We start from the raw sequence: 26,110 nt of genomic DNA on the forward strand, positions 1-26,110 counted from the left end.
TCCCACAGCCTTCCCACGCTGCGGTGACTCGGCCCGTGCGGCCCGGCGCGGCGCTTTGCCGGGGCTCCGGAAATCCGCATAGGCTGCGCCAGACCCCGCCGAACAAGGAGCTTTCGCGCCATGTCGACACCGACCCCGAACCAGCCGGAGGACCCGGCAGCGTCGCCCGGGTCCGCCGCGCCAGCCGGGCCGTCCGGGTCAGCCGGGCCTTCCGGTCCGGCCGCGGCGAACCTCGAGCACGCGCGGATCGCCACGCCGGCGGACCACGAGGGCGACGAGCCGGAGCGGCCGATGACCCGCGGCGAGCGCGCCCGGATGCGGGCGAAGGAGCGCGCGGAGAGCGGGATCGGGCCGACCGGGCGCCCGCTGCGCGAGATCCCCGAGCCGCCGCCGCTGGAGCGGCACGGCCCGGCGAAGGTGCTCGCCATGTGCAACCAGAAGGGCGGGGTCGGCAAGACCACGTCCACGATCAACCTCGGGGCCGCGCTCGCCGAATGCGGCCGCCGCGTGCTGCTGGTCGACTTCGACCCGCAGGGCGCGCTGTCGGTCGGGCTCGGCATCCAGCCGCACGAACTGGACCAGACGGTCTACAACGTCATCATGGAGCGCTCGGTCAAGATCGAGGACGTGCTCCGGAAAACCCGCGTCGACGGCGTTGACCTGCTGCCGAGCAACATCGACCTGTCGGCGGCGGAGGTCCAGCTCGTCGCAGAGGTAGGGCGCGAGCACACGTTGTTACGGGTCCTTCGTCCGGTGATGAACGACTACGACTATGTTCTTGTCGACTGCCAGCCCTCGCTCGGCCTGTTGACGGTGAACGCATTGACCGCCGCGGACGGTGTGATCATCCCCCTGGAGTGCGAGTTCTTCAGTCTGCGAGGCGTCGCGCTCCTGATCGACACGATCGAGAAGGTGCAGGAACGCCTCAACCCCAAACTGGACATCACGGGGATTCTCGCCACGATGTACGACCCGAGAACCCTGCACTCGAAGGAGGTCATGGCTCGCGTGGTGGAGGCATTCGGCGACACCGTGTTCGACACGGTGATCAACCGCACCGTGCGGTTCCCCGAGACGACGGTCGCGGGCGAACCCATCACGACCTGGGCCCCCAAGTCCGCCGGCGCCGCGGCCTACCGCGCGCTGGCCCGCGAGGTGATCGCTCGGTGAGCAGGCGCGCTTCCCTGCCCGGAGCGTCGGAGCTTTTCCGCCTCACCTCCAGTCCGGCGACCCCCGCCCTCGAACGCCCCGCCGTGCCCGCTCCGGCGGAACCGGTGCAGCGCGGCGGCAAGCCCGCCGGCGGCGCGGAGGCCGAGCAGCTGGCCCGCAACGCGGCGCGCGGCGGGTCCGGGCGCACCAAGCACGACGCGAAGATCACCGTGTACGTCTCCGGCGAGGAACTGCTCGCGATGGAGCAGGCCCGGCTGAACCTGCGCGCCAAGCACGACCTGGTCGTCGACCGCGGCAGGCTGGTCCGCGAGGCGGTCGCGGTGCTGCTCGCCGACTTCGACCAGCGCGGCGAGGAGTCGGTGCTGGTGCAGCGATTGCGGGCGAGCGGCGAGGACGGCGGAACCGAGGGCTGATGGACGAACCGGCATCGGCCGAGCTGCCGGAGCCGGAAGCGGCGGTCTCGGAAAACGTCTCGGAGAACGTCTCGGAGAGCTCGGAGAGCACTGCCGGCTCGGACGGCGCGGAGAGCACCGGGGACGCGGACGCCGCCGCGGTCCCGGAAGACCCGGCGGCTCCGGCCGGGCACCAGACGGTGCACGGCGGCACCATCCCCGAGGGGTACGCCGCCGAGGAGGGCTCCTCGAAGTTCAAGGTGCGGCTGCAGAACTTCGAGGGCCCGTTCGACCTGCTGCTGCAGCTGATCTCGCAGCACCAGCTGGACGTCACCGAGGTCGCCCTGCACACGGTCACCGACGACTTCATCGCCTACACCCGCGCGCTCGGCCCGGACTGGAACCTCGACGAGACCACCGAGTTCCTGGTGATCGCGGCGACCCTGCTCGACCTCAAGGCCGCCCGGCTGCTGCCCGCGGCCGAGGTCGAGAACGAGGACGACCTGGCCCTGCTGGAAGCCCGCGACGTGCTGTTCGCGCGGATGCTGCAGTACCGCGCGTACAAGCAGGTGGCCGCGCTGTTCGGCGAGCTGGAGGAGAACGCGCTGCGCCGGTACCCGCGGTCGGTCGCGCTGGAGGAGCGCTACCTCGGGCTGCTGCCGGAGGTGATGCTGGGCGTCACGCCGGAGCGGTTCGCGGAGATCGCGGTCGCGGTGTTCCGGCCGAAGCCGCCGCCGCAGGTGTCGATCGCGCACATCCACATGGGGCGCGTGTCCGTGCGCGAGCACGCCGCGCTGCTGCGGGTGAAGCTCGCCGAGGCCGGGCAGGCGACGTTCAAGGAACTGACCTCGGACTGCGAGCACACGGTGGAGGTCGTGGCCCGGTTCCTCGCGCTGCTGGAGCTGTACCGCGAATCGGCGGTGCAGTTCGACCAGCTGGAGGCGCTGGCGGAACTGCACGTCCGCTGGACCGGCGGCAGCGTGGCCGAGGCGTCCGCCGCCGCCGAGCAGGACCGCGCGGCGGCCGAGGAGGAGGAATACGGGTGAGCACCGAAGACGACCGCGTGCCGGAGGAGACTCCGGAGGCTCCGGCGGAAGAGGCCCAGGTCGAGGCCGAAGAGGCGGCGGCCGAGCCGGTCGGGGAGCCGGAACCGGCCGCGGAGACCGAGCCGGAAACCGCGCCGCGGCCGGACAACGAGGTCGAAGCGGAGCCCGCCGACGCCGTCGAGCCGGAGACCGCGGAGCCTGCCGAAGCCGCGACGGAGGAGGCTCCGGAGGCTCCGGCGGAGGAAGCTCAGGTCGAGGCCGAAGCGGAGCCCGCCGACGCCGTCGAGCCGGAGGCCGCGGAGCCTGCCGAAGCCGAAGCCGAAGCCGCGCCGGAAGCCGAAGCCGAAGCCGCTGCCGAAGCCGGGCCCTCCGACGACGAAGGCCTGGTCGCCGTGGACAGCGGCCTGCCCAGCGTCGAGGACGACGAGGCGCTCGAAGCCGCGCTCGAAGCCCTGCTGCTCGTCGTGGACTCGCCGATCGGGGAGGATTCCCTCGCCGAAACGCTGGACCAGCCGGTCGCCCGGGTGACCGTCGCGCTGCGCACCATGGCGCAGAAGTTCGCCGAGCGGGCCAGCGGGATCGACCTGCGGCGCGTCGGCGAAGGGTGGCGGTTCTACACTAGGGACACCTACGCCCCGTTCGTGGAGAAGCTCCTGCTGGACGGCCAGCGGTCGAAGCTGACCAGGGCCGCGCTGGAGAGCCTCGCCGTGATCGCGTACCGGCAGCCGGTCACCCGGGCCCGGGTCGCGGCGGTGCGCGGGGTGAACGTGGACGGCGTGATCCGGACCCTGCTGGCGCGGGGGCTCATCGAGGAGATGGGCACCGACCCGGAGACCACGGGCACGCTGTACGTGACGACCGAGCTGTTCCTGGAGCGACTGGGGCTGTCGTCGCTGAACGACCTGCCCCCGATCGCTCCGCTGCTACCCGAAGTGGACACCATCGATGACATCTGAGCAGCACCCCGACGGCATCCGCCTGCAGAAGGTCCTGTCGCAGGCCGGCGTGGCGTCGCGCCGCGCGGCCGAGGACCTGATCGCGGCCGGCCGCGTGGAGGTGGACGGCGAGGTCGTCACCGAGCTGGGCCGCCGCGTGCACCCGGAGGAGGCGGTGATCCACGTCGACGGCACGCGGGTCAACCTCCGCGACGACCTCGTGTACCTCGCGTTCAACAAGCCCAAGGGCGTGCACTCCACGATGTCGGACGACCGGGGCCGCCCGTGCGTCGGCGACTACCTGCGCGGCCGGTGGGAGGAGACCCCGGGCGTCGTGCACGTCGGGCGGCTCGACGAGAACACCGAGGGCCTGCTGCTGCTGACCAACGACGGCGACCTCGGGCACCGGCTGATGCACCCGTCCTACCGGGTGCTCAAGACCTACTTCGCGGAGGTCGAGGGCCTGGTGCCGCGCGGGCTGGGCAAACAGCTGCGCGCGGGCTGGGAGCTGCCGGACGGCATCGTCAAGGTCGACCAGTTCCGGGTCAAGGACATGCACTCCGGCCGCAGCATGGTCGAGCTGGTGATCCACGAGGGCCGCAAGCACATCGTGCGCAGGCTGATGGCGGCCACCGGGCACCCGGTGCGCAAGCTGGTGCGCACCGCGGTCGGCGACGTCCAGCTGGGCAACCAGCGCCAGGGCACGATCCGCAGGCTGAACCGCGGCGAGGTCGGCGCGCTGTACCGCACCGTGGGACTCTGACCGGTTCCCCACTTTCGGCCCTGATGCCGGGCCCCGCCGCCCCGGTTGAGTTGTCGGTACCCGACGACGACTCTGGAGGGCGACGGGAATGCGTGTGCTGACAGGGCTGTGCGCCGCCGCGGTGCTGGCCGCGGGAGTGGTGGTGCCGGCGGCCGCGACGGCCGCCCCGGCGAGAACCGCGACGGAGCCGCAGTACGACTACGCCGGGGCGATCCGCGAGACGGTGTGGGTCGACCTCGGCCGGGACGGCGACGGAGACGGCGTGAGCGACCGGGTCGCCGCCGACATCGTGCGGCCGAGGGAACCGGCCGAGGCGGGCAGGAAGATCCCGGTGATCATGGATGCCAGCCCGTACTACTCCTCAGTGGGGCGCGGCAACGAAACCCAGTTCAAGACGTACGACGCGCAGGGCCGCCCGGTCGGCTTCCCGCTGTTCTACGACAACTACTTCGTGCCCCGCGGGTACGCGGTGGTGCTCGTGGACCTGGCGGGCACGAACCGGTCGACCGGCTGCGTGGACGTCGGCGGCAACTCGGACGTCCAGTCGGCGAAGAAGGTGATCGACTGGCTGAACGGCCGCGCGACCGGCTACACCGCGAAGACCGGCGGCACGACGACGTCGGCGGGCTGGAGCGACGGCGGCGTCGGGATGATCGGCAAGTCCTACGACGGCACCATCGCCAACGGCGTCGCCTCGACCGGCGTCGAGGGGCTCAAGACGATCGTGCCGATTTCCGCGATCAGCTCCTGGTACGACTACTACCGCTCGGACGGCGCGTCGTTCGGCTTCAACCCGGACGGGCTCGCGCAGACCGTCGAGCGGCGCAACGGCGGCCAGGACTGCTCGGCGCAGAACCGGAAACTCGCCGACGGCGCGACCGAGAACGGCGACTACGGGCCGCTGTGGGCGGAGCGCGACTACGTGGCGAACGCGAAGAACGTGCGCGCCAGCGTGTTCATCTCGCACGGCGTGAACGACCTGAACGTCATGCCGATCAACTACGGCCAATGGTGGGACGCGCTCGCCGCGAAGGGCGTGCAGCGCAAGATCTGGCTCGCGCAGACCGGCCACGTCGATCCGTTCGACTACCGCCGCACCGAGTGGGTCGACACCCTGCACCGGTGGTTCGACCACTATCTGATGGGCATCGACAACGGCATCGACAAGGAACCGATGGCGACCGTCGAACGCCAGCCGGACCAGTGGGCCAGCCAAGCCGCTTACCCGGCGCCGGGCACGAAGACCACGGTGTTGCGTCCGCAGCCGGGCCGCACGCCGGGCGTCGGCACGCTCGGCACCGCGGGCAGCCGGGGCAGCGCGTCGTTCACCGACAACCCGAAGCTGGGGGAGAACGAGTGGGCGGCGAATCCGTCGGCCACGTCGGCGAACCGCGTCCTGTACAGCACCGGTCCGCTCGCGGCACCGGTGCAGGTTTCGGGCACCTCGTCGATCACCGTGACGGCGACGCCGAGCACTTCGACCGCGCGGCTGTCGGCGATGCTGGTGGACTACGGCCCGGCGAAGATCCGCAATTTCTCCGGCCCCGGCGAAGGAATCGTGACCGGCACGGACCGCACGTGCTGGGGTTCGAGCACCGACGGCGACAGCGCCTGCTACAAGGTGACCAGCGCGGACACGAAGAACGTGGACTACACGATCATCAGCCGAGGCTGGGCGGACCTGGCGAACTACCAGTCGCTGAGCCGGGAAGCGCGGCTCACGCCGGGCAAGGCGTACACGATGACGTTCCGTCTCGCGAGCACGGACCACGTCGTCCCGGCCGGGCACCGGCTGGCGCTGGTGATCGGCGGGACTGACAACGGTTTCATCGCCGCGCCCGCGAATCCGCCGAAGCTGACGATCGACCTGGCGAAGACCGCGGCTCAGATTCCGCTGGTCGGCACGGTTCCGGCGCGTCCGCGGACGGAATCCGCGCCCTCGGGCGCCTTGGCGCACGTTCCGGCTGCCGCGCGGTTCGACCTGCGCTGACCGAAGCCGGGTGGGGACGCCGATTGCCTCGGAGTCCCCACCCGGACGTCAGTTGGCGGTGACGGTCTCCTTCGCGGCGGCCTTGCGCTGGAAGGCTTTCGCGATCGGCTCCACCACCCGAGCGGCAGTGGGCCCGAGAATCGCCATCAGCAGCACGTACGCGGTAGCCAACGCGGCGAGTTCGCCGTCCACCGCGCCTGCGGTCACCGCCAACCCGGCGATCACGATCGAAAACTCGCCCCGCGCAACCAAAGCCGCCCCGGCCCGAGCGCGGCCGAGCCGTCCGATTTTCTGCCGACGCGCGGCCCACCAGCCGGTAGCCACCTTCGTCAGCGTCGTCACCACGGCGAGAATCGCGGCCCATCCCAGCACCGGCGGGATCGACGACGGGTTGGTATTCAACCCGAACACCACGAAGAACATCGCCGCGAACAGGTCCCGCAACGGCTCCAGCAACCGAGTCGCGTTGTGCGCTGTCGAGCCGGACACCGCGATCCCCAACAGGAACGCCCCGACCGCCGCCGACACCTGCAGCGCCGACGCGATTCCGGCCACCAGCAGCGCCGCGCCGAGGATCTTCAGCAGGAAGACTTCCCGGTCGTCGCTGTCCACCAGCGCCGAGACGTAGCGGCCGAACTTGAGCGCGATCACCAGCACCACGGTGATCACCAGCAGCGAGATGCCGACCGCTTCCAGGCCGCCGAGCAGGCTGACCCCGCCGAGGACCGCGGTGAGGATCGGCAGGTACAGCGCCATCACGAGGTCCTCGAACACGAGGATCGACAGCACCACCGGCGTTTCGCGGTTGCCGAGCCGGCCCAGGTCGCCGAGGACCTTCGCGATGATGCCGGACGACGAGATGTACGTGACGCCCGCCATGACGATCGCGCCGATCGGGCCCCAGCCCAGGATCAGCGCGACCGCGGCGCCGGGCGCGGCGTTGAGCACGATGTCCACCAGGCCCGCGGTCCACGACCGCCGCATGCCGGTGAACAGTTCGGCCGCGGAGTACTCCAGGCCGAGCAGCAGGAGCAGCAGCACCACGCCGATTTCGCTGGCGAGGTGGGCGAAATCGCCGATGTCGGCGAGCGGGATCAGCCCGCCCGAGCCGAAGCACAGGCCGCCGAGCAGGTACAGCGGGATGGGGGAGAGGCCGATCCGGCCGGCGAGCCTGCCCAGCGCGCCGAGCACGAAGAAGACCGCGCCGAGTTCGATCAGCGAAAGTGCGGTGTGGTCCATCAGCCGTGCTTGAGGATCTTGGCGGCGGCTTCCAGGCCCTCGGACGTGCCGACCGCCACGAGCAGGTCGCCCGCGGTGAAGAGGAAGTCCGGCGTCGGCGACGGGTGCACCTGCCCGGCCCGCATCACCGCCACCACCGAAACGCTGGTGCGCGTGCGCATCGCGGTGTCGCCGAGCGAACGGCCGTCGAACGGGCTGTCCGCGGTGATCGGCAGCTGCTTGGTGTTGATGCCCGGCAGCTCGCGGTGCTCCTCGTTCAGCTGCGCCACCAGCTGCGGCGCGCCGAGCAGGTTCGAGAGCGCGCCCGCCTCGTCCGCGGTCAGCGGCAGCGACGCGAGGCAGGCGTCCGGATCGTCCGATTTGGAGACGATCAGCTCGATCTTGCCGTCCCGCTGGGTCACGACGCCGATGCGGCGTCCCGCGCGGGTGGCGAAGTCCTTGCGGACACCGATTCCGGGAAGGGGGGTGACTTCGACGTTCACGTCCGCCACGGTAACTCATTGTCCGATTCGCGGAGTTCAGCCCAGCAGCACCAAGATCGCGGCGACGGCCATGAACGCGCCGTGGCGGAGCGCCCGACAGTCCGCCGTGGACACCGCCTGAGGTGCCGGGACCGGCTACCGGCAGAATGAACCGGACCGGGAGTGCGGGACGAACGTGAGGAGAACATCGGTGACGGGAGCCCTACGTGGGGTGGTCGCGCTGGACGGCCCGTCGGGAACCGGCAAGACCACGGTGGCGCGCAAGCTCGCCGGCCGGCTGAGCGCCCGCTACCTCGACACCGGAGCGATGTACCGCGTCGTCACGCTGGCCGTGCTGCGCGCCGGGATCGACCTCGCCGACGAACACGCGGTCGGCGCGCTCGCGCACGACGTCGACTTCTCGCTCGGCACCGACCCGGAGCGGCCGGACGTCCGCCTCGCCGGCGAGGACGTGGCCGCCGAGATCCGCGGCCCCGAGGTGACCGGCGCGGTGTCGCCGGTGTCGGCCGTGCCGCAGGTGCGCGAGGTGCTCGTCGCCCGGCAGCGCCGGATGATCGCCGACGCGACCGAGGGCGACGGCGGGATCGTCGTGGAGGGCCGCGACATCGGCACCACCGTCGCGCCGGACGCGCCGCTCAAGGTCTACCTCACCGCCTCGGCCGAGGTCCGCGCCGCGCGGCGGAACACCCAGGACTCCGCGGCGGGCCGCGCCTCGAGCGTCGAAGCCGCCCGCGAATCGGTGGAGCGCCGCGACCGGATCGACTCCACCCGCGCCGCCTCGCCGCTGCGCGCGGCCGGGGACGCGGTCCAGGTGGACACGTCCGAGCTGACGATCGACCAGGTGATCGTCGCGCTGGCCGAACTCGCCCGCGGGCGCGGGCTGCTCGGCGACTGCCCGGCCGAGCCGGCCGCCGCCGAGGCCGGGGTCAGCCGGTGAGCGGGGCCCTCCCCGAGGGGGCGAACGGGCTCCTGCTCGACATCGGGCGGACCGCGGGCCGGTATTATCTGCGTCCGGCGTTCCGGATCCGGGTGCACGGCCGCGACCGGGTGCCCGCCGGCGGGCCGCTCGTCGTGATCGCGAACCACAGCTCGAACGTCGATCCGCAGCTGCTGATCGGAATGCTTCCGCGGCGCAGCGCGTTCCTGGCCAAGGCCGAGTTGTTCAAGGGCGCCGCCGGGCGGCTCCTGCGGGCGATCGGCCAGATCCCGGTCCGCCGGGGCGAGATCGACCGGACGCCGCTGACCACGGCGGTCGGGGTGCTCAAAGCGGGCGGGGCGGTCGGGATCTTCCCCGAGGGCACTCGCGGCGAGGGCGACGTCGGGGCCGCCGAACGCGGCGCGGCGTGGCTCGTGCGCGCTTCGGGCGCCACGGTGCTGCCGGTGGCGATCCGCGGGACGCGCAAGCCCGCCGACGGCAAACGCCGGTGGCGCCCGCGCGTGGACCTCCTCTTCGGGGAGCCGTTCGCGCTGAAGGTCGGTCCGGGCCGCAAGGGCCTGGACCAGGGCACTGAGGAGCTGCGCGCGCAGCTCGCGGCGCTGGTGAAGGCTTTGGACGACTGGCGGGGCGAACACGGGTTCGCCACGCCGTAGGCGAAGTGGGAAACAATGACAGGGTTTGACGCCGCCGACAGTGCGGTGGACGGTCTCGGCGAAGTCGACGGAAGCTGGTCCGACGAGTCCGAGTTCGCCGCGCTCGACGCGCAGATCGAGGCCGAGGAGGCCGACGGCCGGGCGGCCGCCGCGCAGCCGGTGCTCGCCGTGGTCGGGCGGCCGAACGTGGGCAAGTCCACGCTGGTCAACCGCATCCTCGGCCGCCGGGAAGCGGTCGTGCAGGACGTGCCGGGCGTGACGCGCGACCGCGTCGCCTACGACGCGTTCTGGGCCGGCCGCCGGTTCACGCTCGTCGACACCGGCGGCTGGGAGCCCGACGCCACCGGCCTGCAGGCCTCGGTCGCGCAGCAGGCCGAGATGGCCATGCAGACCGCTGACGCGGTGCTGCTGGTGGTCGACGCGACGGTCGGGGCCACCGCCACCGACGAGGCCGTCGCGCGCGTGCTGCGCCGCTCGAAGAAGCCGGTCCTGCTGGCCGCGAACAAGGTGGACGACGACCGGCTGCTGGCCGACACCGCGTCGCTGTGGTCGCTGGGCCTCGGCGAACCCCATCCGGTCAGCGCGCTGCACGGGCGCAGCTCCGGCGACCTGCTCGACGCCATCATGGCCGCGCTGCCCGAGGCGCCGCGCGAAGCCGGCGCGGTCACCGCCGGGCCGCGCCGCGTCGCGCTGGTCGGCAAGCCGAACGTCGGCAAGTCCAGCCTGCTCAACCGGCTTTCCGGCGAGCAGCGCTCGGTGGTCGACTCGGTCGCGGGCACCACGGTCGACCCGGTCGACTCGCTGGTCGAGCTGGACGGCGAGGTCTGGCGGTTCGTGGACACCGCGGGCCTGCGCAAGCGGGTCAACTTCGCCGACGGCGCGGAGTACTACGCGTCGCTGCGCACCAAGACCGCGATCGACGCGGCCGAGGTCGCGCTCGTGCTGCTGGACGCGTCCGAACCGCTGACCGAGCAGGACCTGCGGGTGCTGACGATGGTGGTCGAGGCGGGCCGCGCGTGCGTGCTGGTGTTCAACAAGTGGGACCTGGTCGACGAGGACCGCCGGCACGCCATGGTGCGCGAGCTGGACCGCGGCCTCGTGCGGGTGCCGTGGGCGGAGAAGGTCAACGTCTCCGCGCTCACCGGGCGCGCGGTGCGCAAGCTCGCGCCCGCCCTGCGCACGGCGCTGGCCTCGTGGGACCAGCGCGTGTCGACCGGGCAGCTCAACGGCTGGCTGTCCGACCTCGTCGCGGCCACGCCGCCGCCGGTGCGGGGCGGCAAGCAGCCGAAGGTGCTGTTCGCGACGCAGGCCGGCATCCGCCCGCCGACGCTGGTGCTGTTCACCACCGGCTTCCTCGAGGCCGGGTACCGCCGGTTCATCGAGCGGAAATTCCGCGAGCAGTTCGGCTTCGCGGGCAGTCCGGTCCGGGTGAATGTGCGCGTCCGCGAAAAGAAGCAGAAGCCGAAGGCGGGCGGAAAAGCGGCCCGCAACCGCTGATTCCTTTCCCGGCAAGGGAATCCCGGCGGAACCGTTTTCCCGGGATTCCCTTGCCGGACCAGCGCGCGGTGACCTCCGACACGCCGCCGTTACCCAGGCGCGACCTGGGCTTGATCGCCGCGTAAAGTGGACGGTCGCTACGGGCGCCTCATTCGGATGGCCAGCCCGAATGACGCTCGCGAAAGGTGAGTGATGGGCTTGCGCGCCCAGAGTTCGACCCTGCCCCCGTCGTGCCGGAATACCGGGGCGGCCCGGTGACGCTGACCGCCGATTCCGGCAGCACCGAAGCACTGACTCTCGCCGTCGAGGCCGCGCTCTCGCCCGCTCTGTTCGAGACCGCCGCGCCCGCCGCCGAGCGCACCCTGCTGGACATCCTCGCCGCGACCGCGGAACGGCACCCGAACGCCGCCGCGCTCGACGACGGCACCGGCCCGCTGAGCTACCGCCGGCTGACCGAAGAGATCGACGCGTACGCCGGCAAGCTGCGCGAGCACGGCGTCGGCCGGGGCGACCGGGTCGGCATCCGGATCTCCTCGGGCACCGCCGAGCTGTACATCGCGATCCTGGCGACGCTGTCGGTCGGCGCGGCGTACGTGCCGGTCGACGCGGACGACCCGGACGAGCGCGCCGAGCTGGTGTTCGGCGAGGCAGGCGTCGCCGCGATCGCCACCGACGGCGCGATCACCGTCGCCGGGACCCCCAGCGGCGAGACCGGGCAGCCCGGCCCGGCCGACGACGCGTGGATCATCTTCACCTCCGGCTCCACCGGCAAGCCGAAGGGCGTCGCGGTCACGCACGCCTCGGCGGCGGCCTTCGTGGACGCCGAAGCCCGGCTTTTCCTGACCGACGAGCCGATCGGCCCGGGCGACCGGGTGCTGGCCGGGCTGAGCGTCGCGTTCGACGCCTCCTGCGAAGAGATGTGGCTGGCCTGGCGGCACGGCGCCTGCCTGGTGCCCGCGCCGCGCGCGCTGGTCCGCACCGGCGTCGACCTGGGCCCGTGGCTGGTCGCGCAGGGCATCACCGTGGTGTCGACGGTGCCGACGCTGGCCGCGCTGTGGCCGGCGGACGCGCTGGAAGACGTGCGGCTGCTCATCTTCGGCGGCGAAGCCTGCCCGCCGGAGCTGGCCGAGCGCGTGGCCGTCGAAGGCCGCGAAGTGTGGAACACCTACGGCCCCACCGAGGCGACCGTCGTCGCCTGCGCCGCGCAGATGACCGGCGAGGGACCGGTGCGGATCGGCCTGCCGCTGGCCGGCTGGCAGCTGGTCGTGGTGAACGAGGCGGGCGAGCCGGTCGCCATGGGCGAAACCGGCGAGCTGGTCATCGGCGGCGTCGGGCTCGCCCGGTATCTCGACGCGGACAAGGACGCGGAGAAGTACGCGCCGCTGCCCTCGATGGGCTGGGAGCGCGCCTACCGCAGCGGCGACATGGTCCGCGCGGAGCCGGAAGGCCTGCTGTTCCTCGGCCGGATGGACGAGCAGATCAAGCTCGGCGGCCGCCGGATCGAGCTGGGCGAGGTCGACGCGGCGCTGCAGGCGCTGCCCGGCGTGCGCGGCGCGGCCGCCGCGGTCCGCCGCACCAAGGCGGGCAACCAGGTCCTCGTCGGCTACGTCGTGCCCGAGGACGGCGCGACGCTCGACACGGACGACGCCGCGACCCGGCTGCGCGCGCAGCTGCCCGCCGCGCTGGTGCCGCTGCTCGCCACGATCGACGATCTGCCCACCCGCACGTCCGGCAAGGTCGACCGCGCCGCGCTGCCGTGGCCGCTGTCCACTGTGGACGCGAGCGCGGCCGGGCTGTCGCCCACCGAGGCGTGGCTCGCCGAGGGCTGGAGCGAAATCCTCGGCGTGTCGGTCAGCAGCGCCGGCGCCGACTTCTTCACCAACGGCGGCGGCAGCCTCACCGCGGCGCAGCTGATCGCGCGCATCCGCACCCGCCACCCCGAGGTGTCGGTCAGCGACATCTACCAGAACCCGAAGCTCGGCGCGCTGGCCGCGAAGCTGGACGCGCTGAACGGCGAGGAGACCGAGCGCCGCGAGATCGCGCCGACGCCGCGCCGCGCCGGGCTCGTGCAGTCGCTGCTGATGGTCCCGCTGATGGGCCTCGTCGGACTGCGCTGGACCACGCTCGCCGCCGCCTGCTCGAACGTGCTCGCGCTGCTGGGCGTTTCCTGGGCGCCGACGCTGAACTGGGCGTGGCTGGTGCTCGCCTGGCTCGTGCTGTTCACCCCGGCGGGGCGGATCGCCGTCGCCGCGGGCTGCGCGCGCGTGCTGCTGGCCGGGGTGCGCCCCGGCACCTACCCGCGCGGCGGCAGTGTCCACTTGCGACTGTGGACCGCCGAGAAGCTGGCCGAGTTCAGCGGTGCGGACAGCGTCGCGGGCGCGTCGTGGATGACGACGTACGCGAAGGCGCTCGGCGCGCGCATCGGCAAGGACGTCGACCTGCACTCGCCGCCGCCGGTCACCGGCTTCCTCAAGCTGGGCCGCGGCGCCGCGGTGGAGCCCGAGGTCGACCTGTCCGGCCACTGGGTCGACGGCGACGTCGTGCACATCGGCAAAATGCGGATCGGGGCCGAGGCCCGGGTCGGCGCGCGCAGCACGCTGTTCCCCGGCGCCCGGATCGGCAAGGGCGCGGAGATCGCCGCCGGGTCGACGGTGCGCGGCGCGGTCCCGGCGGGCCAGCGCTGGGCCGGTTCGCCCGCGGTGCGCTCGGACGTCAAGGACGCGCTGAAATGGCCGTCGAGCCGTCCGCCGCGGTCGCGGTTCTGGGCCGCGGTGTACGGCGCGACCTCGGTGTTCCTCGGGCTGCTGCCCGGGATCGCCGCGCTGCCCGGCGTCGCGGTGGTCGGGTACGCGGTCGTTGGCACCTCTGATGTGGGCGCCGCGCTGGGCCAGGCGCTGCTGTTCGCGCCGGTCGCCACCGTCGCGTACTTCCTGACGTACGCGCTGCTCGTGCTGGCCGGGGTCCGCGCGCTGGGCGTCGGCATGGTCGAGGGCTATCACCCGGTGCACGGCCGCGTCGCGTGGCAGGTCTGGGCGACCGAGCGGCTGATGGGGATGGCTCGCGAGGGCCTGTTCCCGTTGTACGCCAGCCTGTTCACGCCGGTGTGGCTGCGGCTGCTCGGCGCGAAGGTCGGCCGCAACGTGGAGGCGTCGACCGTCCTCGCGCTGCCGAAGATGACCAAAGTGGACAGTGGCGCGTTCCTGGCCGACGACACCATGGTCGCCACCTACGAACTGGGCCACGGCTGGCTGCACGCCGCCCCGGCGCGGATCGGCAAGCAGGCGTTCCTCGGCAACTCGGGGATGACCGCGCCGGGCCGTTCGGTGCCGAAGCGCGGGCTGGTCGGGGTGCTGTCCTCGACTCCGGCGAAGGCGAAGAAGGGCTCGTCGTACCTGGGCATGCCGCCGCTGCCGGTGCGCCGCGCGGTGGAGCAGAGCGACACCAGCCGCACGTACACGCCGCCGCTGCGGCTCAAGGCGGCCCGCGCGCTGGTCGAGCTGTGCCGGATCATCCCGGTGATGTGCGCGGTCGCGCTGACCGTCAGCGTCGCGTTCGCGCTGCTGGCGCTGGCGTCGCAGGGCGGGTTCTGGGTCGCCGCGCTGCTGGCCGGGCCGGTGCTGCTGGCCGCCGGGATCGTCGCGGCGCTCACCGCGACGGCGGCGAAATGGCTGCTGGTCGGGAAGTTCCGCGAGATCGACCATCCGCTGTGGAGTTCGTTCGTGTGGCGCAACGAGCTGGCCGACACGTTCGTCGAGGCGCTCGCGGTGCCGTGGCTGATCGGGGCGCTCGGCGGCACGCCGCTGCTGCCCGCGTGGCTGCGCACGATGGGCGTCAAGATCGGCCGCGGCGTCTGGCTCGACACCTACTGGCTGCCCGAGTCCGACCTGGTCGAACTGGGCGACGGCGCGACGATCAACCGCGGCTGCGTGGTGCAGACGCACCTGTTCCACGACCGGATCATGACCATGTCGCGGGTGACGCTGGAAGAGGGCGCGACGCTCGGCCCGCACGGGATCGTGCTGCCGGGCGCGAGCATCGGCGCGCGCACCACGGTGGGCCCGGGCTCGCTCGTGACGCGCGGCGACGCGGTGCCCGCGGACACCCGCTGGCTCGGCAATCCGATCTCGGCCTGGCGGCGGTGAGGGCGGAGGCGTTGCGGACCCTGTCGCGGCGCCTCATCCTGGAGAAGATCACGGCGGCGGGCGAAGGCGGGTTTCGGTGCGGGTGAACGGGAAAGCGGCCGCGCCCGGAGCGGAGACCTCGGGCGACGGATACCTCCCCGCGCACGGGAACGGCGGCTACCGGGTCCGGCACTACGACCTCGATCTCGACTACCGGATCGGGCCGAACCGGCTGTCCGCCACCGCGGTGCTCACCTGCGAGGCCACCCAGGCGCTGTCCCGGCTGACGCTCGACTTCGGCGAGTTCCGGGTGTCGCGCGTGCTGGTCGGGGGCAAACCGGCGAAGTACACCCGGCGCGGGCTGAAGCTGCAGGTCAAACCGGCGCACTCGGTGCCGGCCGGCACCGAGTTCCAGGTGGAGGTCCGCTACGCGGGCAACCCGCGCCCGGTGCGCAGCCGCTGGGGCGACATCGGCTGGGACGAGCTGACCGACGGCGCGCTGGTGGCGAGCCAGCCGGTGGGCGCGCCGTCGTGGTTCCCGTGCAACGACCATCCGGCGGACAAGGCGAGCTACCGGCTCGCGGTGGCCACCTCATCGCCGTATCTCGTTGCGGCGACAGGGAATCTCGTGTCGCGGTACCAGTCGGCGAGCACCACGAAATGGGTGTTCGAACGGCCGGAGCCGACTTCGACGTACCTGATGAGCGTCCAGATCGGGCGGTACGAAGACCTCGAATTGTCCGACGGCGCCTGGGTTCCGGAGACTGTGGTCGACCGGCCGGGCGGCGTCGTGCAGCGGGCCGCGGTGCCGCCTCGGCTGCGGCGGGCGTTCGCGCGGGACTTCGGCCGCCAGGGCCGGATGATGGAGGCGCTCGAGGAGTGGTTCGGGCCCTATCCGTTCGGCGAGTACGTCGTGGTGGTGACGGACGACGACCTCGACGATCCGATCGAGGCGCAGGGGATGGCGATCTTCGGGGCCAACCACGTCGACGGCAAGCGCACGCACGAGCGGCTCGTGGTGCACGAACTGGCGCACCAGTGGTTCGGGAACAGCCTGACGGTGGCGGACTGGCAGCACATCTGGCTCAACGAGGGATTCGCTACTTACGCCGAGTGGCTGTGGTCGGAGCGGTCCGGCGGCGAGTCGGCGGAGGCGTTGGCCCGGACGTGGTACGGGCGGGTGCGGGCCAAGCCCGCGAACGTGGCGATCGGCGATCCCGGGGTGGCCCGGATGTTCGACGAGCGGGTCTACAAGCGCGGCGGGCTGACGCTGCACGCCTTGCGCGGGGAGATCGGGGATCCGGCGTTCTTCGCACTGGTGAAGGCGTGGGCGGTGGAGAACCGGCACGGTGCGGTGACTACCGAGGGGTTCGTGTCGCTGGCCGAGTCCTACGCGGGGCGGTCTCTGCGGGAGTTCTTCTCGGCTTGGCTGGACCGGGCGGAGTTGCCTGCGCTCTGAATCCGGGCCGCCGGGCGCGTCGGACGGAAATTTCTCCGCGGGGTGTCGAATCCGGCGCCGGGCGATCGACGCACCGGTGAGTGCGGCTGGCAGCGGGCCAGGCACGCGAAGGAGGCACCGGAATGCGGACTCCGCACCTCGGCTTGCGGGTGACCGATCTTCCCCGGTCGCTGAAGTTCTCTTCGGTGCTCGGCTACGAGGTCGTCGGCACTGTGCCCGGGACGGCGATCGGGCGGGTGACCATGCTCAAGCTGCCCGGCGACGAGTTCGTCACCGTCGAGACGTTCCTCGCCGACCCGGACGGGCGGCGGATCGAACTCGTCCAGTGGCCCGCGGGACACCTCGACGGCATGACCGCCGCCGACTGGGCCGGAAGCGGGACGGGACGATGAGCCGGACGCCGCTGCGGCTGTACATGTCCATGTCGGTCGACGGGTACATCGCCGGGCCGGACGACCGGCCGGGCCAGGAACTCGGCCGCGGCGGCGGACGGCTGTTCAACTGGCTCGACGACCGCAGGTCCGAAGAGGTCAACGGGCAGGTGTACGCCGAGGCCTCGTCCACCGGTGCGGTGATCTCCGGCCGCCGCACGTTCGAACTGGCCAAGCGATGGAACGGCGACCACCACGACGGCGTCCCGATCCACGTCCTCACCCGCCAGGCCGATCCGGCCGACGTGCCGCCGGGCAGCGCGCGGTTCTACACCGACGTCGACGCCTGCGCCGACGAGGCCCGGGGCAAAGCGGGTGGCCGCGCGGTGCTGGTCCACGGCGCGGGCGCGGCGCAGGCTCTGCTGGCAGCGGGCCAGCTCGACGAACTGGAACTGCACCTCGTCCCGGTGCTGCTGGGCGGGGGACGGCGGTTGTTCGAGCCGGCCGGGCTCGGCTCCGTCGAACTGGAGCCAGTGCGCCGGCTCGAGGGCCGCGGCGTCACGCATCTGCGGTACCGCGTCGTCCGTCCTGCTCGGTGATTTCACGTATCTGAACCCGCCTCCGGCGGATCCCAGTCATCGGATGTCTGTGCAGCTTTCCGAGTGAACAACCCTGGCTTTCGCCTGCCCTGTCTGGATATATTCCGCTCACCTCGCGCCAGCGGGAGCGAAACGTAATATGAATCCGGAGGAACGTCATGGTCGGGGTGTCGCGGCGGACGGTGCTTCGATCCGTGTCGGTCGCTGCCGGGGCGGCGGCGTTCGGCGGGCTGTGGGCCCAGGGCGCGCCACCGGGGCTGGCGGCGCCGCGCAGCCCGCACCGCGAGGTCGCCATGGACGCGCGGATGCGCTGGCGGCGGATGCCGAAGAACTGGCAGGAAGCGCCGTTCCTGGCCAACGGCTTTCTCGGCGTCCAGGCCTACGCCGGGCAAACGCCGCAGGTGCTCAAGTTCATGCTCAGCCACACCCAGGTCCAGGACCAGCGCATCCAGTGGGAAGCGGGGATCGGCCTGTCCCGGCTGCCGATCGGCGCGGTCACGCTCACCTTCGCGGGCGCGATCACCGGTGTCGACTGGACGCTCGACCTCTACAACGCCGAACTCGGCGGCACCATCACCACCACTCGCGGGCAGGTCGCGTTCTCCGCCGTGGTGCACAACGATCTCGGCGTGCTGCTCGTCTCGCTCGACCCGAGCGCGGGCGAATCCGGGGCGACCTGGGGCTTCGCGCCGCTCGTGTCGGCCACGACCCGGACGGTGCGCAAGCCGCCGGAGTACACCGCGAACCCGGACCCCGAACAGACCGACGGGTACTGCGCGCAGCCGTTGACCGCGGGCGGCGGGTATACGACGGCGTGGCGGGAGAAGCGGGTCGGCTCCAAGCGGTTGTTCGCGACGACGGTCGCGTATTCGTTCCCGGGCTCCACGCATACCCGCGACGCGGTGTCGTTGGCCGGCCGGGCTCTCTCGATGAATCCGGACGTGCTGCTCGCCTGGCATCGCCGCTGGTGGAACGGCTTCCATCAGCGCAGTTTCGTGTCCGTGCCGGACAAGCAGGTGCAGCGGTTCTACTGGATCCAGCTCTACAAGATCGCCTCGGCGACCCGCGAGGACGGCCCGGTGGCCGCCGAATGGGGGCCGTGGTTCCCGGAGGTCGGCAACAGCTGGACGGCGGTGTGGTGGAACCTCAACGTCCAGGTCACCTATCCGATCGTGAACAGCACCAACCATCCGGAGCTGGACGCGGTGACCGAGACCTTCCGCCGCGATCACGCGAACCTGGAGGTGTCCGTTCCGCCCGCGTACCGGGACGGCGACACCTACGCGCTGTCGCATCCGGGGGACTGGCGGCTGCGGCCCGGCGGCGTCCGCACGGTCGGCGTTCCGGGGACGACGTCCAAAACGGACCAGACCGGAAACCTGTTGTGGGGCCTGCACAATGTCTGGCTCGCGTACCGGCATCACCTCGACCAGCCGGTGCTGCGCGACGTGCTGTACCCGACGCTCGCGAAGGCGCTCAACTTCTACCGGCACTTCCTCTTCACCGGCCCGGACGGCCTCCTGCACCTGCCGCTCACCCGGTCGCCGGAGTACGCCGACGCGGCCGACTGCACCTACGACCTGTCGCTGATCCGCTGGGCCGCGACGACCCTGGCCGACTCCGCGCGGATCCTGCGGCTGAACGAACCGCGCGTGCCGATGTGGCGGGAGATCGCGGCGAAACTCGTTCCGTACCACGAGGATCCGGCTGAGGGCGTGCTGATCGGCGACGGGGTCCGGCTCGCCGCTTCGCACCGGCACTTCTCGCATTTGCTCTGGCTGTACCCGTTGCGGGAGCGGAACTGGGAGCGGCCCGCCGACCGGGACGTCATGACCCGCACCTTCCGGCATTGGGCGGCGGACCAGTCGGCTTGGCACGGCTACAGCTACGCGGCCGCGTCGTCGATGAACTCGGTGATGGACCAGCCCGAGGAAGCCTTGCGGTACTTGAAGTTCTTCCTCGACCGGAACATCGTCGCGGACACCGAACTGACCGCGAACACGATGTACCGCGAGGGCTCGAACTTCGCCGTCGAAAGCCCGATCACCGCCGCCCAGTCCGTGGTGGACATGCTGCTGCAGGGGTCCGGGGGAGTGGTGAAGGCGTTCCCGTCGGTGTCGGCGAAATGGCCGGACGCGTCGATCGCCGGATTGCGTGCCGAGGGCGCGTTTCTGGTGGACGCGTCGCGGCGGAACGGTGCGACGGAGTTCGTGCGGGTGCACAGCGAAGCCGGTGCGCCGCTGGTGCTCGACCACGGGATCGACGGCGACATCGACGTCCGCGACGAGTGGGGTCGGCGGTTGTCGTGGCGGCCGGTCGGGCCCCGGCGGATCACGGTGGCGTTGCGGCGGGGCGGCACGGTCACCGTCACCCCGCGCGGGGCCCGGCCGGACTTTTCGCCGCGTGACGTTCCTTCGCTGGGCGCTGTTCCGGCCTGGGGTTTGCCTGACTAGAAACGAGGAGGCTGGCGGACATGGACATCTCGCGCCGGACAGTGCTCGGCGGAGCGCTCGCGGGCATCGCCGCCGGAGCGGTCGGAGTGCCTCCAGCGCTGCCGCGGGCCGATGCGGCGGAACTGGGCCGGGACGGCATCGACTGGGCGGACTTCCTGGCGACCGCGGACCTGCGCTGGCGGCGGATGCCGAAGACCTGGTACGAGGGACCGTTTCTGGGCAACGGTTTCCTCGGCTCCGGCATCTACGCCGAACCCGGGCGCAACGCGGTCCGCTTCAACGTCCAGCACAGCCAGGTGCAGGACCACCGGCCGCAGTTCGGGTCGCTGTTCGGCCTGGCGCGGTTGCCGATCGGGTACTTCACGCTCGAACCGGTCGGCGCGATCACCGGTCTCGACTGGCGGCTCGACCTCTGGAACGCCGAACTCAGCGGCACGATCACCACCGCGGCCGGGAATCTTGAGCTGCGCGCGATCGTCCACACCGGACAGTCGCTGCTCGCGGTGGAGGTGCGGCCGTCCGAGGGCGAGCGCGGTTTCCAGTGGGTGTTCCATCCGGCGAAGGCGATCAGCCCGCGGGCTGATCCGGTGTGGAAAAAGCCGCCACCGGACGGATATCTGGAGAACCCGCCCGTCCAGCTGCAGCAGGCGGGCGACGCGCACCTCGCGGTCCAGCCGCTGCTCGCGGGCGGCGAGCACGTGACGGCCTGGCGCGAGGTCGCCCGGGGCAGTGCGCGGACGCTGTACACGTCGGTCGCGTGGTCGCATCCGGAGAAGACCTCGGCGGTCCGGGCCCTGCAGACGGTGCGGCGGGCGAGCGCCCTGGACGTGCTGACCTGGGACCACCGCCGCTGGTGGCACGACTACTACCGGCGCAGCTTCCTGTCCATTCCGGACACTCGGCTGCAGAGTTTCTACTGGATCCAGCTGTACAAAGTCGCCTCCGCCGCGCGCCGGGAAGCGCCGGTGATGGCGACTTCCGGGCCGTGGCTGGAAAACACGCCGTGGCCGGCGACCTGGTGGAACCTCAACGTGCAGCTGGAATACTGGCTGATCCAGGGTTCCAACCACCTCGAACTCGACGCGGTCAGCTACGCGCTCGGCAAATACCGCGACCGGCTCACCAGCCAGGTCGCCCAGCCGTACCAGACCGATTCCGCGGGCATCCCGCGCACCACCGACATGACGCTCCTCAACGGCCTCGCTGACGCGACCAGCGGCTACCCGGTCGGCATTCCCGGCAAGGACACCCCGACCCCCGAGGTCGGCAACCTCACCTGGGCGCTGCACAACGTCTGGCTGACCTACCGGCACACGATGGACCGCCAGCTGCTGCGGGACCCGCTGTTCCCGTTGCTGCGCAAGGCGATCAACTACTACCTCCACTTCCTCGCCCCCGGCGCGGACGGCCGCCTGCATCTCCCGGCGACCTTCTCCCCGGAGTACGGCGTGAACGCGCCGGACACGAACTACGACCTCGCGCTGATCCGCTGGGGTTGCCGGACTTTGCTCGACAGCGCGCGGGAGCTGCGCATCGCCGATCCGCTGGCGGGGAAGTGGCGGGAGGTGCTCGCCACGCTCACCGACTACCCGGCCGACGAAAACGGCTACATGATCGGCGCGGGCGTGCCGTTCGCGAAATCGCACCGGCATTACTCGCATCTGCTGCAGATCTATCCGCTTTACGAGATCACCTGGGAACAGCCGGAGCACCGCGAGATCATCGAAACTTCGCTCAACCACTGGGTCGGCTTCGAGGGCGCGTTGCAGGGCTACACGTTCACCGGCGCCGCGTCGATCTCCGCGCAGATGCTCCGCGGCGAGAAGGCCGCGTATTATCTCGGCGAACTCCAAAAGCGGTATATCCAGCCGAATACGATGTACAAGGAATCCGGTCCGGTGATCGAAACGCCGTTGTCCGCGGCGAAATCCATGCAGGACATGCTGGTGCAGAGCTGGGGTGGCGTCGTCCGGCTTTTCCCGGCGGTACCGGAGGCGTGGGGCGACATAGCGCTGCGCGATTTCCGGACCGAAGGCGCGTTCCTGCTCAGCGCATCGCGGGAAAGCGGGAAAACGCGTTGGCTGAAGGTGCACAGCGAGGCCGGTGCGCCGTGCGTACTGCGGCCGGGCATCGAGGGCGAGCTGACGGTGACGGACGCGCACGGCCGTCCGCGGAGGTGGCGGCGGCTGGCCAACGGCGACGTGCAAGTCGACCTCGGACGCGGTCAGGACGCGTACGTGTACCGCCGCGGCGACCGGCCGGACTTCACGGTCCGGCCGGTGCCACCGGGCGGGGCGAGCGATCCGTGGGGGATGCCGTGAGCTAACGGTCGAGGAGCTTGCGAAGTGCTTCCGGCAGGCCCGTTCCCGCGGTGGCGCGCCGCCAGGCGACGTAGCCGTCCGGCCGGACCAGGAGGCAGCCGTCTTCCTCGATGCCGCTGCCGCGCGCCCAGTCTCCGTAGGAATCGCGGGCCTCAGGCGAACCGATGGTCACCACCCGCAGGTCCAGTCCGAGGTCCGCGCCGGCTTTCGCGGCGGCCTCTCGCCAGGCGCCGCCGGTGAGTCCGGTGAGGACAGTCCACCGGCCGCGGCCGACCAAGTCCAGTGTGGACACTCGACGGCCGTCCGGGCCGACGAGCCAGACGTGCGGCAGTTTCGCGCCCGGCGCGGTCGTGGGCCGGTGGTACAGCTCGGGATCCCTTGCGGCAGGCGGTTCCCCGCCGTCGGGGAGTACTGCGTTCGACACGTACCGCTGGTCCATCTCCACGCCGTGCGCGTTGAATTCGTAGTTCTTCAGCTCGATCGCCGCCCGCAACTGTTTCCGCCGCAGCGCGCCCTCTTCGGTCTCGGCGGTGCAGGCGGCGAGACCAGCGGCGATGGCGGCCGAATCGCTGTCGCCGTCGATGCCGAGCGCGGCGAAGATCGGTCCGAACTCCTCGCGGCTGAGGTTCGCCCGGTCCACGATCTGCTTGCCGACCGGGGCCCGCTCGGCGCTGTAGCTGTCGAGAAGTCCTTCGCCCGCCTCGCCGCGGACGACCATCGCGAGCTTCCACGCCAGGTTGTACGCGTCCTGCACCGAGGTGTTGGACCCGAGCCCGTTGGAAGGCGGATGCCGGTGCACCGCGTCGCCCGCGCAGAACACGCGGCCGGACGAGTACCGCGTGGCGCAGCTGTGGTTGACCGTCCACAGTGAAGCCGAGGTGATCTCCACCGGCAGGCCCGGGTCGCCGACGAGGTCCCGCACGATCCGGGCCGCCTCCTGGCCGGTCACGTCGGGCGGCGGCTGCGCGATGTCGTACCCCCAGGTCAGCAGCCATTCGTTCCACGGCCGGACCATGCGCACGAGACCCATCCCGATGCCGCCGAGGTGCGCGCCCGGCCGCATCACCCAGTACAGCACGCTCGGCCGGTGCGCGACGTACTGGGAAAGGTCGGCGGTGAAGGTGATGTTCATGCTGCCGGCCTTGCCGGACTGGCCGTCGATCGGCAGCCCGGCCTGCTCGGCGACGCGGCTGCGGGCGCCGTCCGCGCCGATCAGGTAGCGGGCGCGGAGGGGGAACTCGTCCCCGCGAACCCGGTCCCGGAGCCGCGCGGTCACCCCGTCGGCGTCTTGGGCGAAGTCGAGGAATTCCGTGTCCAGCCGCAGTTTCGCCCCGCGCGCGGCGGCGTTCGTGACCAGGATGGGTTCCAGATATGTCTGCGGCAGGTCGATCAGATGGCACGGGCTCGCCGCCGCGTACTCGGTGGCCGAGCGATCGGCGGTGCCCCAGCTGGCGATCCGGCCGATCTCCTCGCCGGCGAGCGACGTGCACAGCACGGTGTCGCCCATCAGCTCCGGGGGAGTGCCTTGCGCGAGCGCCTGGTCTTCGACGCCGAGGTCGCGCAAGACCTCCATGGTCCGCTGGTTGGTGATGTGCGCGCGGGGCGTGTGCGCCGTCCAGCCGTATTTGGTCACGAGGACGGTGCGGACGCCGTAGGTCGCGAGCAGCAGGGCGGCGGAAGCTCCTGCCGGGCCGCTGCCGACCACGAGGACGTCGGTGTCATGACTGGTCATGGTGGGTTCCCGGGGAGACGCGGAAGGTGAATTCGAGGCGGCGCCAGGGTTCGCGCCCGTCCGGCGCGGGGCCGGTCTGCTCGGCGAAATCGGCGATCAGGCCGTCCTTCACGCCGAACACGGTGTCCGAATCGAGGTAGTCGCCGCCGCGGACGAACAGCTGGGTGACCAGCGTGCGGTAGCCCGGTTTGGCGATCATGAAGTGCACGTGCGGCGCGCGGAACGGATGCCGTCCGGTCGCGGCCAGCATCCCGCCGACCGGGCCGTCGTCCGGGATCGGATACGCCGACGGCACGATCGTCCGGAACCGCAGCCTGCCCTCGGCGTCGGTGCGGAACCGGGCGCGCAGCACCGGACCGTCCACGTCGGGCAGCTGGACGTCGTAGAAACCGTCCTCATTGGACTGCCAGACGTCCACCACCGCGTCCGGCACCGGGGTTCCGTCCGGTTCGGTCACCTGGACATCCGTCCACAGTGGAGTGCCGGGAAGTCCTTCGGCGAGGTCCGCGCCCTGTTCGGTTTCCGGTGGTCCTTCGACGTAGAACGGGCCCAGCACGGCCGACGGAGTGGTGTCCGGCGTGCGCGAGTTCGCGAGCACGTCGACCACGCTCGAAACGCCGAGGGTGTCCGACAGCAGGATGAACTCCTGGCGGGTGTCCGAGCTGATCTGCCCGGTGCGGGTAAGGAAACCGATCGCGTACTCCCACTCCTCCTGGGTGAGATCGGTGCGCACGACGTATGAATGCAGTGTGCGAACCAGTTCGGTCAGCAGTTCACGAACCCGAGGGTCTGGCGTGCCGGCGAAACTGTCCACGACCTCCTGGGTGAGCCCGCGCAGATCCGGCGGGGCGCCTTCAGCCGGGGCCGGGCGGGCACCGGACCACGCGTGCCGCAGCAAGTCTTCGATGCCCTCGCGAGCGAGTTCGCGAGGATTCGGATACGGCGCGGCGGCGGCCAGTTCGGCGGCCTTGGCGAGATCTCCTTCGGCGAGACCGATTTCGGCCAGCGAATGCGGTACCGGCAGGCTCGCGATCAGGTCGAACACCGCCGTCGGCGCGTCCGGGGCGCCCAGCGCCTCGGCGATCCGGCGCATCGCGTCGGCGGCGTCCGGCGCGTTGTACGCCATGGCGTGGGGGAGGACGACCGTGTGCGTTTCCGCGTGCGGCAAACCGAAACTGCCGCCGAGGGTGTGGCACAGCTTGTGGTGCAAGCCCATCCCGACCGAACCCAGGCACGAACCCGCCAGCCACGCGGCCCGCAGCGCGTCCGTCCGAGCGTCCACATCGGACGGATCGGCGGCGATCCGCGGCAGCGCGGCGGCCAGCAGCCGGATCGCTTCCAGGGCGAACTGGTCGACGATCGGGTTCGCCTGCGCCGAATAGAGCGCCTCGACCGCGTGCGCCATCGCGTTGACGCCGCTGGTCAGCGAAGTCGGCACGGGCAGGCCGAGGGTGCGGTCGACGTCGTAGACGACCACCTCAGGCAGCACCTTCGGCGACGACTGCGTGGTCTTGCGGCCGTTCTCGGTCTGGCCGACCACCGGCGTCATCTCGGACCCGGCGTAGGTGGTCGGCACGATGATCTGCGGGAGGTCGGTGCGCAGCGCGAGCGCCTTGGCCAGCCCGGTCGCGGACCCGCCGCCGATCGCGACCACGCAGTCCGCGGAATGCTCGGCGACCAGCGCGAGCGCGCGTTCGGTGACCTCGACCGGGGTGTGCATGGCGGGTTCGCCGAAGCGCGCGGCGAGCAGCGGGCCGAGCGCCTCGGCCGTCTGGTCGGCTGCGTCGGCGGCCGACTTCCCGGCCACCAGCAGCACGCGGCGGGAACCGAGCCGCTGCACCTCCTCGGGGACGACGGAGAGCGTGCCGCTGCCGAACACGACCCGGGCCGGGTTGGCGGTGTAGGTGAACATCGACGGTCCTTCCACGCGGGTACGTCGAAGTATCCGCG

General features: G+C 71.6%; 19 protein-coding genes. 15 read left to right on the forward strand and 4 right to left on the reverse strand.

What is annotated here, in order from left to right:
- The first annotated feature begins 120 nt into the window (after positions 1-120).
- From F9C12_RS41425 to F9C12_RS41450, 6 genes are all read left to right on the forward strand, one after another.
- Positions 121-1,170 carry a ParA family protein gene (locus F9C12_RS41425; protein WP_409179759.1) on the forward strand — a complete coding sequence of 350 codons (1,050 nt, stop codon included), beginning with the start codon at positions 121-123 and terminating at the stop codon, positions 1,168-1,170.
- A complete protein-coding gene (locus tag F9C12_RS41430; protein ID WP_409179760.1) occupies positions 1,167-1,583 on the forward strand; it encodes a cobyrinic acid a,c-diamide synthase in 417 nt (138 codons plus the stop codon). The genes F9C12_RS41425 and F9C12_RS41430 overlap by 4 nt, the downstream gene beginning before the upstream one ends.
- Positions 1,583-2,608 carry a segregation and condensation protein A gene (locus tag F9C12_RS41435; protein ID WP_409179761.1) on the forward strand — a complete coding sequence of 342 codons (1,026 nt, stop codon included), beginning with the start codon at positions 1,583-1,585 and terminating at the stop codon, positions 2,606-2,608. The genes F9C12_RS41430 and F9C12_RS41435 overlap by 1 nt, the downstream gene beginning before the upstream one ends.
- A complete protein-coding gene (gene scpB, locus F9C12_RS41440; protein WP_409464099.1) occupies positions 2,605-3,564 on the forward strand; it encodes an SMC-Scp complex subunit ScpB in 960 nt (319 codons plus the stop codon). The genes F9C12_RS41435 and scpB overlap by 4 nt, the downstream gene beginning before the upstream one ends.
- Positions 3,554-4,306, forward strand: coding sequence for a pseudouridine synthase (locus tag F9C12_RS41445; protein WP_409179763.1), 753 nt, complete (start codon positions 3,554-3,556; stop codon positions 4,304-4,306). The genes scpB and F9C12_RS41445 overlap by 11 nt, the downstream gene beginning before the upstream one ends.
- 88 nt (positions 4,307-4,394) lie before the next feature.
- Complete coding sequence (locus tag F9C12_RS41450) at positions 4,395-6,296, forward strand: Xaa-Pro dipeptidyl-peptidase (RefSeq protein ID WP_409464100.1); 1,902 nt, start codon at positions 4,395-4,397, stop codon at positions 6,294-6,296.
- A 48-nt stretch (positions 6,297-6,344) separates the two neighbouring features.
- Here the strand turns inward: F9C12_RS41450 and F9C12_RS41455 are convergent, their stop codons facing one another.
- Positions 6,345-7,535, reverse strand: a complete 1,191-nt coding sequence (locus F9C12_RS41455; protein ID WP_409179765.1) for a cation:proton antiporter — start codon at positions 7,533-7,535, stop codon at positions 6,345-6,347.
- On the reverse strand, positions 7,535-8,017 hold the full coding sequence (locus F9C12_RS41460; RefSeq protein WP_409179766.1) for a cation:proton antiporter regulatory subunit: 483 nt from the start codon (positions 8,015-8,017) through the stop codon (positions 7,535-7,537). The genes F9C12_RS41455 and F9C12_RS41460 overlap by 1 nt, the downstream gene beginning before the upstream one ends.
- A gap of 211 nt (positions 8,018-8,228) precedes the next feature.
- Between F9C12_RS41460 and cmk the strand changes: the two genes are divergently transcribed.
- From cmk to F9C12_RS41505, 9 genes are all read left to right on the forward strand, one after another.
- Positions 8,229-8,954, forward strand: coding sequence for a (d)CMP kinase (gene cmk, locus F9C12_RS41465; protein ID WP_409467156.1), 726 nt, complete (start codon positions 8,229-8,231; stop codon positions 8,952-8,954).
- Positions 8,951-9,607 (forward strand): lysophospholipid acyltransferase family protein, encoded by a 657-nt coding sequence (locus F9C12_RS41470; protein ID WP_409179767.1) that lies wholly within the window; start codon positions 8,951-8,953, stop codon positions 9,605-9,607. Before cmk ends, F9C12_RS41470 begins: the two co-directional genes overlap by 4 nt.
- Before the next feature lie 15 nt (positions 9,608-9,622).
- Positions 9,623-11,104: a ribosome biogenesis GTPase Der gene (der, locus tag F9C12_RS41475; RefSeq protein WP_409179768.1), complete on the forward strand. Its 1,482-nt coding sequence runs from the start codon at positions 9,623-9,625 to the stop codon at positions 11,102-11,104.
- A gap of 254 nt (positions 11,105-11,358) precedes the next feature.
- Positions 11,359-15,246 carry a Pls/PosA family non-ribosomal peptide synthetase gene (locus F9C12_RS41480; protein WP_409467157.1) on the forward strand — a complete coding sequence of 1,296 codons (3,888 nt, stop codon included), beginning with the start codon at positions 11,359-11,361 and terminating at the stop codon, positions 15,244-15,246.
- 82 nt (positions 15,247-15,328) lie between these two features.
- Positions 15,329-16,684, forward strand: a complete 1,356-nt coding sequence (locus tag F9C12_RS41485; protein WP_409467158.1) for a M1 family metallopeptidase — start codon at positions 15,329-15,331, stop codon at positions 16,682-16,684.
- Between the two features lie 122 nt (positions 16,685-16,806).
- On the forward strand, positions 16,807-17,076 hold the full coding sequence (locus F9C12_RS41490) for a VOC family protein (protein ID WP_409464101.1): 270 nt from the start codon (positions 16,807-16,809) through the stop codon (positions 17,074-17,076).
- The gene (locus F9C12_RS41495) at positions 17,073-17,654 is read left to right on the forward strand and encodes a dihydrofolate reductase family protein (protein WP_409179770.1); all 582 of its coding nucleotides are present in this window, start codon (positions 17,073-17,075) and stop codon (positions 17,652-17,654) included. The genes F9C12_RS41490 and F9C12_RS41495 overlap by 4 nt, the downstream gene beginning before the upstream one ends.
- A gap of 158 nt (positions 17,655-17,812) precedes the next feature.
- Positions 17,813-20,107, forward strand: a complete 2,295-nt coding sequence (locus tag F9C12_RS41500; RefSeq protein WP_409464102.1) for a glycosyl hydrolase family 95 catalytic domain-containing protein — start codon at positions 17,813-17,815, stop codon at positions 20,105-20,107.
- 20 nt (positions 20,108-20,127) lie between these two features.
- Complete coding sequence (locus tag F9C12_RS41505; RefSeq protein ID WP_409464103.1) at positions 20,128-22,428, forward strand: glycosyl hydrolase family 95 catalytic domain-containing protein; 2,301 nt, start codon at positions 20,128-20,130, stop codon at positions 22,426-22,428.
- 1 nt (position 22,429) lies between these two features.
- Here F9C12_RS41505 and F9C12_RS41510 read toward each other — a convergent pair whose 3' ends face one another.
- A complete protein-coding gene (locus tag F9C12_RS41510) occupies positions 22,430-24,160 on the reverse strand; it encodes an FAD-dependent oxidoreductase (protein WP_409464104.1) in 1,731 nt (576 codons plus the stop codon).
- Positions 24,147-26,072, reverse strand: coding sequence for a maleylacetate reductase and hydroxyquinol 1,2-dioxygenase domain-containing protein (locus F9C12_RS41515; RefSeq protein WP_409464105.1), 1,926 nt, complete (start codon positions 26,070-26,072; stop codon positions 24,147-24,149). The genes F9C12_RS41510 and F9C12_RS41515 overlap by 14 nt, the downstream gene beginning before the upstream one ends.
- Between the last annotated feature and the right edge of the window lie 38 nt (positions 26,073-26,110).

Source organism: Amycolatopsis sp. GA6-003 (assembly GCF_046267895.1).
Taxonomy (GTDB): domain Bacteria; phylum Actinomycetota; class Actinomycetes; order Mycobacteriales; family Pseudonocardiaceae; genus Amycolatopsis.

What these genes read in the sequence shown, in the direction of transcription:
- F9C12_RS41425 (WP_409179759.1), top strand. Translation starts at nt 121, where the DNA reads ATGTCGACACCGACCCCGAACCAGCCGGAGGACCCGGCAGCGTCGCCC.
- F9C12_RS41435 (WP_409179761.1), top strand. Translation starts at nt 1,583, where the DNA reads ATGGACGAACCGGCATCGGCCGAGCTGCCGGAGCCGGAAGCGGCGGTC.
- F9C12_RS41445 (WP_409179763.1), top strand. Translation starts at nt 3,554, where the DNA reads ATGACATCTGAGCAGCACCCCGACGGCATCCGCCTGCAGAAGGTCCTG.
- F9C12_RS41450 (WP_409464100.1), top strand. Translation starts at nt 4,395, where the DNA reads ATGCGTGTGCTGACAGGGCTGTGCGCCGCCGCGGTGCTGGCCGCGGGA.
- F9C12_RS41455 (WP_409179765.1), bottom strand. Translation starts at nt 7,535, where the DNA reads ATGGACCACACCGCACTTTCGCTGATCGAACTCGGCGCGGTCTTCTTC.
- der (WP_409179768.1), top strand. Translation starts at nt 9,623, where the DNA reads ATGACAGGGTTTGACGCCGCCGACAGTGCGGTGGACGGTCTCGGCGAA.
- F9C12_RS41490 (WP_409464101.1), top strand. Translation starts at nt 16,807, where the DNA reads ATGCGGACTCCGCACCTCGGCTTGCGGGTGACCGATCTTCCCCGGTCG.
- F9C12_RS41495 (WP_409179770.1), top strand. Translation starts at nt 17,073, where the DNA reads ATGAGCCGGACGCCGCTGCGGCTGTACATGTCCATGTCGGTCGACGGG.
- F9C12_RS41500 (WP_409464102.1), top strand. Translation starts at nt 17,813, where the DNA reads ATGGTCGGGGTGTCGCGGCGGACGGTGCTTCGATCCGTGTCGGTCGCT.
- F9C12_RS41505 (WP_409464103.1), top strand. Translation starts at nt 20,128, where the DNA reads ATGGACATCTCGCGCCGGACAGTGCTCGGCGGAGCGCTCGCGGGCATC.
- F9C12_RS41510 (WP_409464104.1), bottom strand. Translation starts at nt 24,160, where the DNA reads ATGACCAGTCATGACACCGACGTCCTCGTGGTCGGCAGCGGCCCGGCA.
- F9C12_RS41515 (WP_409464105.1), bottom strand. Translation starts at nt 26,072, where the DNA reads ATGTTCACCTACACCGCCAACCCGGCCCGGGTCGTGTTCGGCAGCGGC.